The following is an 8,392-nucleotide window of genomic DNA, read 5'->3' as shown; positions in this document are numbered from 1 at the left end:
GATGCATCACGCTGCAGATGAGCCGGCGGCATCTCGCTGGCGGCGAAGACTGAGCGGTCTCATGTCGGTCCAGGCGCTCTCGATGAAGGCGAGGCAGTCCGCCTTGTTGCCAACGGGCCCGGTCTGCCGCCAGCCGGCCGGGATGTCCTTGAATTGAGGCCAGAGCGAATATTGCTCCTCATCGTTGACGAGCACGACGAAGATTGCGCTCTCGTCGTCGAATACATTCACCATGTCGGCACCAAGGACGTAAGACATCGTTCCCTGTACCGCGAGGTACAGGGTCACTCAGATCCGCAGCTACTAACGGCAGCGGGGCAGGTGAAGGTTAGGCGGTGGCGGCCGCCTCAGTGGTGGCGCTCTTGCGCGACAAGCCGCGCTTGACCTGATCCTTCATCGACTCGAGATCGACCGACAACAGATCGCCGCCCTTCTCGAAGTGATTGACGAAGACTCGGCCGATGGCCCAGGTCAGGGCCGAGGCGAATGCCGGCACGACGGCGAGCCCGAGCAGCGGGCCGACGAAGGGGACATAGCGAACGGCGCGGATCGCAGCTCCGGAGAGCGGGCTGACCGGTACGATGCCGCCGATCAAGGCCGCGACATAGGACTTCACGGCGTTCTCGTTGAACGGGATCTCGTAGTTCTCAGCGAGCTCGCTGATCATCTTGACCTGAATGCCCGTCAACGCAAAAACATCGAGCAATGGCAAGGGGATGAGCCCGGTGATGGCTCCGAACCCGGCATTGCGCTTGACGATCGCCAGCGCCTGCTTGTGGCGTTCGGGACTGACTGCGGGAGTGACGGGCGGGGAAACAGTTTGGTCGCTGGAAGCCAAATTCGTCATGATGATTGATTCCCAATTATTAGTTGTAAGGTACCATCGTTCCACCAGCCTTGGAAGGGCTGTCGACCTGCTTGTCGTGAACTATCACCAGATAATGAGTCGTTACTACGCCGGTAGCCGGCGGTGCGACCGGTGATGCGACACTGAGTGATCGAGATGCGGCTGCCCGTCGACGTCTGGGCAATGCACAATAAGGTGCGGTTTGGTGTCCGTGGTGCCGATTGTCCTGTGAGCATCACGGGAACGACGCGATCTGAGCTGAGCCGGCACGACGTTGTCATGATACTATGCCAATCATTCGATGTGGGTCGATCCATGCCTGATGACGTGCGGCATTCGTTTGCTGATGACTGGCTCCTGTGTTTCAAGCCAAGGGCGGCGGCCCGCCGGCGACTGGTCTGCTTCGGGCCCGCGGGGGGCGGTGCCTCGTTCTTTCGCCGGTGGCCGGATCTGGTGCCGCCGGACGTCGAGGTGCTCGCGGTGCAGCTCCCGGGCCGCGAGACGCGCTTGGCCGAGCCGCCGGAGCACGACATCGTCGGCCCGGCGTTGGCCGTCGGCCGATCGTTGATGACGCGCAAGACGCTGCCGACCGTGCTGTTCGGCCATAGCATGGGAGCGCTGCTGGCGCTGGAAACCGCCCGCGGGCTGCGGCAGGCGCACTTTGCGTGCGATCTCGGCCTGGTCGTGTCGGGGCGCGAGTCTCCCGATCTTGCCATGCAGGACAGCGGCTTCATGGCGCTCGACGATGATGCGTTCCTGGCCGCCATCGATCGCCGCTACGGCGGCATTCCGCCGGCGGTGATGGAGATCGCCGAACTGCGCGAGCTGATCGCGCCGGTGTTGCGCGCCGATTTCGCCGCCGTGATCGGCTACCGGGACCGAGCGGCCGACCCGCTCGACATCGAGGTCACCGTCATGCGCGGCCGCGACGATCCGCAGACGGCCGATGAGCGGATCGCGGGCTGGGGCAGGGTGTCCGTCCGGCCGGTGCGCCGCCGCGACTTTCCTGGCGGGCACTTCTATCTGTCCGATCGTCCCGAAGCGGTGCTGGCTGAAGTGCTGTCGGCGTCGTTCGTCGCCGAGCCATCCTGAGCCGATGCCGGCGGGATCGTCATCGGCCATGAGTTCGTTTGTTTATTTGCAAGCCTCCCGCAGTGTGCCCTTTGCCGTCAACGACCGTTGTGATCAAACACATTGCCGATGGATTCGATTGCGCCATGCGGTTCGAACGCGCCGGCATGCCGGCGCGGGGGCTCATTTTATGGGGAGCCGCGCCTCCGTCCTTGGCTGACGGCGCGGTCCTGGGGTGTTTCAGCGTGGACAGAAGGCGGTTTGAACCTTGGACCTGATACGCTTCGTCCTCGCCTCCGCGGGTCCGATCCGCTTCCGCCTCATCGCCGGCATGGTGCTGACCAGCTTCGCGATGGGCGCGCTGATGGTCGTGACCAACACCGCGACCGCGCCGGAGTCGAGCGACGGGCCGGCGTTGGAGATGGTGCTGCTGTTCGTCGTGCTGGCGGCGCTGGTGATCGGCTCGCATCGGTACTCGATGCGGATGGTGACGGCGCTCAGCGAAGCCATCCTGCGCCAGATCCGCGACAATTACGTGCTCCTGGTCCGCCGCATCGAGCTGGAGGCGCTGGAGCGCACCGGCGTCGACCGGATCTACGACGTCGTCGCGCGCGAGACGATCCTGATCTCGGATGCCGCGCCGCAGATCGTCACCGGCATGATCTCGGCGCTGACCTTCGTGCTGCTCGGCGTCTACATCGCCTATCTCTCTTTATTTGCCATCGTGCTGCTGGTGTTCGCCTTCGTGGTGACCGTCTATTTCTACCGCTACAGCCAGCGCGGTTCCCGCGCGGCGCTGGTGGCGGCGAGCGCGCAGGAGACGCGCTTTCTCGACCTGATGGGCCATCTGCTGCACGGGTTCAAAGAGGTGCGTCAGAACGCCGCGCGCGGCCACGACCTGGAGCAGGACCATCTGCTGCCGGCATCGGAGGAGATCGACACCAAGAACACGGTTGCGATGGACCACATCGCCTCCGGCATGAGCATCTCCTATATCGGCTTCTACAGCCTGCTCGCCGCCGTCGTGTTCATCCTGCCCGGCTACATCAAGGAGCACCGCACGGTGCTCCAGGTGCTCTATACCGTCCTCTTCATGCTCTCATCCCTCGACAACGTGCTGCGCTCGGCGGCCGTGCTGGCGCGCGCCAACCTGTCGATGGAGCATCTCCTGGACATGGAGAAGAAGCTGCTGGCCGCCGCGCGCGAGCCCGAGCCGTCGCCGGATGCCTCGCATCAGGTGTTCACCCAGGTCGAGCTGCGGGCGATCACCTATTCGCACACCGGCCGCGACGGCAAGGCCAACTTCACCCTCGGTCCGTGCGACCTCGTCGTCGCGCCCGGGCAGATCACCTACCTGATCGGCGGCAATGGCAGCGGCAAGTCGACCCTGATGCGGCTGCTGACCGGCCTTTATGAGCCGGCCTCCGGCGTCATCCTGTGGGATGGTCAGCCGGTGGACCATGCTCGGCGCGGCAAATATCGTCAGCTGTTCTCCTGCGTGTTCGCCGATTTCCATCTGTTCGACCGCTTCTACGGCGCGCGCACGATCGATCCGGCCAAGGTCAACGCCATGGTGGCCGACTTCGGCCTCGCCGAGAAGACCACGTTCCGCGACGGCGGCTTCACCCAGCTCGACCTGTCGACCGGACAGCGCAAGCGGCTGGCGCTGATCGTTGCGCTGCTCGAGGACCGGCCGATCTATCTGCTCGACGAGGTCGGCGCCGATCAGGACCCGTCCTTCCGTCATCGCTTCTACACCGAAATCCTTCCCGACTTGCGAGCTCGCGGCAAGGCCGTTATCGTCATCAGCCACGATGATCGCTACTTCTCGATGGGCGATCGCGTTCTCACGATGCGGGACGGCCGGCTCGAGCAAGCCGAGGCTTTGACATGAGCATCGCGACATGAGCGTGGCCTATCCCGATCGCAGCTCCCGCAACTCGCCGTCGCCGCTCAGGCCGACGCGCGGCCGGCTTCGCGACCGCATCGAGGCCTATGTGGTCGGCACCATCGCGCTGGCCGGCATCCTGGTATTGCTACTGTGGCGGCTGGTGATCGTCGTCGTCCCCGCCGGCCATGTCGGCGTGCTCTACAGCCTGCTGGGAGGCGGCACCGTCATCGACGACGTCTTCCGCGAAGGCCTGGCGCTCAAGCTGCCCTGGAACAAGATGTATCTGTTCGAGACGCGCGTGCAGTCGCTGCCGCTCGACGTCGAGGCGCTCAGTCTCGAAGGCCTGCGCGTCGACGTGAAGGCCAATCTGATCTTCCACATCGACGGCAATGCGGCACCACGGCTGCTGAAGGAAGTGGGCACCGACTACGTCAATCGGCTGATCATGCCGGTGACGCAAGGCGTCGTCCGCCGCGTCATCGGCAAGTTCGACAGCCACCGGCTCTACACCATCGACAGCGAGCTTCTGACTGGCCAGATGCTGGAGGCGCTGCGCGGCGAACCGAAGAGCTCGATCCTGATGTATGACGACATGGTCGTGACCAGGGTCATCCTGCCCGACGGCATGCGCAAGGCGATCGAGGACAAGCTGACCCAGGAGCAATACGCCGCGTCCTACGAGTTTATCCTGGCGCGCGCCCGCTCCGAGGCCGAGCGCCAGCGCATCGAGGCCATCGGCCTCGAGAACTACTATGCCACCGTGGCGCGGGCGCTGTCGAAGGACGTGCTGACCTGGACCGGCATCCAGGCGACGCTCGATCTCGCGCGTTCCAACAACAGCAAGGTCGTCGTGGTCGGCGGCGGCACCAATCAGATGCCGCTCATTCTGGGGTCCGAAGTCTCCTCCGGCAGCGCGACCGCGCCGAACCCGGGGATCATGGGGCTCGACAGCACCAAGCTGACCTTCCCGAAGGTCGAAAACCCCGCGCGCGATCCGCTCGAAAATCCGATCGGGCCCGGTCTGCCTGGGCGAGCCCGCATGACTCCGCTGGGCGTGCCGCCGGCGCCGACACGCCAGGGATCGCCAATTCCCGCCGCTCCGGTGCAGAATGCCCAGTAGCTGGTGGTCACCACGCATCGTCGTCAGCATGAGGAGCATGTCTTGATGTCCGCCTTCGTCATCATCTGCTACGTGCTGCTGTGCCTCCTCAGCGGCTATTTCGGCCGCGACTCGCGCATGGGCTTCTGGGGCTGCGTCTTCCTGTCGGCGATTTTCAGTCCGGTGCTGGTGCTGCCCGCGCTGTTCCTGCTCGGTGGTGGCCGGCGGCCGGCCTGAGGCCAGGCGCTCGGTCGTTTCAAAGGCCATCTCTGCAAAGGCGATCGGCGGTGACGCCCGACGGGCAAAGACCGCATGGCTCGCATGTGCGGATTGCCCGTCGTGCCAGTTTGTCGCGGGCACCTCGCTTGTGTCGTCGGGCAAATCACCGTCACATTCTCGCGCATCCCGGCTCGCTGAAGAGGGACGTTTCGCGATCGTCACGAACGTCGAGCTGGAGATGCGGTGGGCGTGTCGGTCCGCAGCGTGACTTGCTTGCGCGGACGAACGGAACGATGCGACGGCGAAATGGTGTGGTCCTGGCGCCCCGATGCTGGCGTCAAGTCGGCGGTGATGATCCGTCGGCGACGGGGGCAAGACAGCCGGTCCCCGAGGAGAGCGCCTATAACCCGCAAAACCATCGCGCAGGGAAGGCCGGGATGTCCGCGCCAAACCTGTGGTTCCTACCCCGTGCAATTTTCACTGCACGGGGGCCATGGGGGCGGCAGGCTCCCGGCCTTCCCTGCGCCTCTTCGTCTCCGAAGAGGACGAACGGATGCAAGACTCGGGCGCAAGACGCCGCGAGAACGCGACGTCATGTTTGCTCTTGTTGATTGGGCTGTTTGACTCGTGAAGCGGTTGACCTCCGGCCGGGCGTCGCAAATTCGTGCCGTGCCGTCGCGCCATGGTGTAGACTGACCGTCCGCCGATCCCGAGTGAAGAAGTAGCGTGCAGACCTGCCGATGAGGGCGATCGAAAATCTCTTTCAAAGCCCGGTCGTGGTGGCTGCGTCGTCTCTGTCGCTTGCCGATGACGGCCTCTTTCCCGAAGAGCGCGCGCATGTCGAGAACGCCGTCGCCAAGCGGCGGGCCGAGTTCGGAACGGCGCGCATGCTGGCGCGCAAGGCGCTGGCGGAGCTCGGGGCCGCGCCTGTGCCGTTGGTTCCTGGCCCGGATCGCGCGCCGGTCTGGCCGCAGGGCTACACGGGCAGCATGTCTCATTGTGCCGACTTCTGCGCCGTAGCGGTCGCGCGCAGCCGCGAGGTCCGATCGCTCGGGCTGGACGTCGAGGATCTGCGCCAGCTTGATCCCTCTCTGCTGGAGCTCGTGCTCACGCCCACCGAGCGGCGCTGGCTGCAGGCGCAGCCTGAAGACGTGCGGCCGATGCTGCCGATCACGCTCTTCAGCGCCAAGGAAGCCTACTACAAGTGCCAATATCCGATCACGCGCGGCTTTCTGGATTTTCAGGACGTCGAGCTCGCGATCGATCCGGGGGCAGGGACGTTTGAAGCGCGCGTCGTCAGGGCGGGATGGCCGGACGCCGTCGCGCGTCTCGGCGGACGTTTCGTCGTCGCGGATGGGCGGGTTCATTGCGGGTTGGAGTTGCCACAGGCTGGCGCCTAGCGCTGCAGCTCCAGGTTGGCTCGTCCCGATCGCGCGGCATGCGACGCCGCGTCTCAAGCCGTGCAGAACCGATAGTCCCTGAGCCACTTGCTGCAGTCGCTAAACAAATGGCGCTCGGATTTCGCCCGATTAGCGCTTGACATGTTTAGTCGAAGTAAATCTACTAAACAAAATACTTAACTCGGACGGTGATCCGAGGTGTCATGAGGAAACGCTTGCGGCTCCCGCTGTCGTTGTGACGGCGCATCTTGCTGCGGGCCACACATCGCCGGCATCCGTGCACAAGCGGGGCGGCGCCAACAGGGAGGGAGTGCCAGATGAAGTTGCTGCAGACATTTGCACTGACGGCGACCGTCGCCGCCGCGACAGTGCTCGGCGCATCCGCGCCGGCACGGGCCGAAGGAAAAACCATCACGCTGTGCTGGGCGGCGTGGGACCCGGCCAACGCGCTCGTCGAGTTGTCGAAGGACTTCACCGCCAAGACCGGCGTCAACATGAAGTTCGAATTCGTGCCGTGGCCGAACTTCGCCGACCGCATGCTCAACGAGCTCAATTCCAAGGGCAAGCTGTGCGACCTGATGATCGGCGACTCCCAGTGGATCGGCGGCGCCGCGGAGAACGGCCAATACGTCAAGCTCAACGAGTTCTTCGACAAGGAAGGCATCAAGATCTCCGACTTCATGCCGGCGACCGTCGCCGGCTACGCCGAGTGGCCGAAGGGCACGCCGAACTACTGGGCGCTGCCGGCGATGGGCGACGCCAACGGCTGGACCTACCGCAAGGACTGGTTCGCGCGGCCGGAGATCCGCGAGGAGTTCAAGAAGAAGTTCGGCCGCGAACTCGAGGTGCCGAAGACGCAAGAAGAGCTGAAGGACATCGCCGAGTTCTTCCAGAAGCGGGTGATCGACGGCAAGACCGTCTATGGCGCGGCGATCTTCACCGAGCGCGGCTCGGAAGGCATCACCATGGGCGTCACCAACGCGCTCTATCCGTTCGGCTTCAAGTACCAGAACCCGAAGAAGCCATATGACATGCAGGGCTTCGTCAACTCCGACGACGCCGTGAAGGGGCTCGAATTCTACAAGGCGCTGTACAAGTGCTGCACGCCGCCGGGCTATTCCAACGGCTACATGCAGGAGGGCCTCGACGCCTTCAAGTCCGGCCAGGTCGCGCTGCAGATGAACTGGTTCGCGTTCTTCCCCGGCCTCTACAAGGACCCGAATGTCGGCGGCGACAAAATCGGCTTCTTCGTCAACCCGGCCCAGAAGGAAAAGGGCTCGCAACTCGGCGGGCAGGGCATCTCGGTGGTGGCCTATTCGCCGAACCGTGCCGAGGCGCTGGCCTACATCAAATGGTTCGCCTCGCTCGACACCCAGAAGAAGTGGTGGGCGCTCGGCGGCTACAGCTGCCACAAGGGCGTGCTCAACGACCCCAACTTCAAGACCACCGCGCCGTTCGCCGCCGACTTCCTGGTGGCGATGGACCAAGTGGTTGATTTCTGGGCCGAGCCGTCCTACGCGCAGCTCCTGCTCGCCATGCAGAAGCGCGTTCACGACTACGTCGTCGCCGACCAGGGCACGGCCAAGGGCGCGCTCGACGGGCTGATCGCCGACTGGACCAAGGTGTTCAAGGAGGACGGCAAGCTCTGACGATTGCGCTTCTCAGTACCGATGTCTCCACGTGTCGTTCCGGGGCGCGCGAAGCGCGAGCCCGGAACCCATACCCCCAGGAAGCCGCGTGAGGCACAGATGTCCGTTGGATCTCGCCCCAAAGAACGTCCTGTGGCTATGGATTCCGGGCTCGCGCTTCGCGCGACCCGGAATGACGAGAAGATGAAGCAGCTCCCCCAAACAGCCACCGTGAAG

The 8,392-nt window shown here is 64.5% G+C and carries 8 protein-coding genes; 6 read left to right on the top strand and 2 right to left on the bottom strand.

The window, feature by feature from the left end; genetic code table 11:
- Positions 1-6: 6 nt before the first annotated feature.
- Together ACQR1L_RS07570 and ACQR1L_RS07565 are read right to left on the bottom strand one after the other, a co-directional pair.
- A complete protein-coding gene (locus ACQR1L_RS07570) occupies positions 7-288 on the bottom strand; it encodes an MbtH family protein (RefSeq protein WP_434857329.1) in 282 nt (93 codons plus the stop codon).
- Between the two features lie 40 nt (positions 289-328).
- The gene (locus ACQR1L_RS07565) at positions 329-847 is read right to left on the bottom strand and encodes a YcjF family protein (protein WP_434857328.1); all 519 of its coding nucleotides are present in this window, start codon (positions 845-847) and stop codon (positions 329-331) included.
- A 156-nt stretch (positions 848-1,003) separates the two neighbouring features.
- On the opposite strand from ACQR1L_RS07565, the gene ACQR1L_RS07560 reads away from it, so the two are divergent.
- From ACQR1L_RS07560 to ACQR1L_RS07535, 6 genes are all read left to right on the top strand, one after another.
- A complete protein-coding gene (locus ACQR1L_RS07560) occupies positions 1,004-1,939 on the top strand; it encodes a thioesterase II family protein (RefSeq protein ID WP_434857327.1) in 936 nt (311 codons plus the stop codon).
- A 247-nt stretch (positions 1,940-2,186) separates the two neighbouring features.
- The gene (locus ACQR1L_RS07555) at positions 2,187-3,812 is read left to right on the top strand and encodes a cyclic peptide export ABC transporter (RefSeq protein ID WP_434857326.1); all 1,626 of its coding nucleotides are present in this window, start codon (positions 2,187-2,189) and stop codon (positions 3,810-3,812) included.
- Positions 3,813-3,822: 10 nt separating this feature from the next.
- A complete protein-coding gene (locus tag ACQR1L_RS07550) occupies positions 3,823-4,929 on the top strand; it encodes a prohibitin family protein (RefSeq protein WP_434857325.1) in 1,107 nt (368 codons plus the stop codon).
- Positions 4,930-4,974: 45 nt separating this feature from the next.
- Positions 4,975-5,145 (top strand): hypothetical protein, encoded by a 171-nt coding sequence (locus ACQR1L_RS07545; RefSeq protein ID WP_434857324.1) that lies wholly within the window; start codon positions 4,975-4,977, stop codon positions 5,143-5,145.
- A 722-nt stretch (positions 5,146-5,867) separates the two neighbouring features.
- Complete coding sequence (locus tag ACQR1L_RS07540; RefSeq protein WP_434857323.1) at positions 5,868-6,527, top strand: 4'-phosphopantetheinyl transferase family protein; 660 nt, start codon at positions 5,868-5,870, stop codon at positions 6,525-6,527.
- Between the two features lie 317 nt (positions 6,528-6,844).
- Positions 6,845-8,176 carry an ABC transporter substrate-binding protein gene (locus tag ACQR1L_RS07535; RefSeq protein ID WP_434857322.1) on the top strand — a complete coding sequence of 444 codons (1,332 nt, stop codon included), beginning with the start codon at positions 6,845-6,847 and terminating at the stop codon, positions 8,174-8,176.
- The last annotated feature ends 216 nt before the right edge of the window (positions 8,177-8,392 follow it).

Source organism: Bradyrhizobium sp. HKCCYLR20261 (assembly GCF_051168435.1).
In the GTDB taxonomy this organism is placed as follows: domain Bacteria; phylum Pseudomonadota; class Alphaproteobacteria; order Rhizobiales; family Xanthobacteraceae; genus Bradyrhizobium.
Note: the sequence above shows the minus strand (reverse complement) of the source record. Positions and strands in the feature narration are given on the sequence as shown.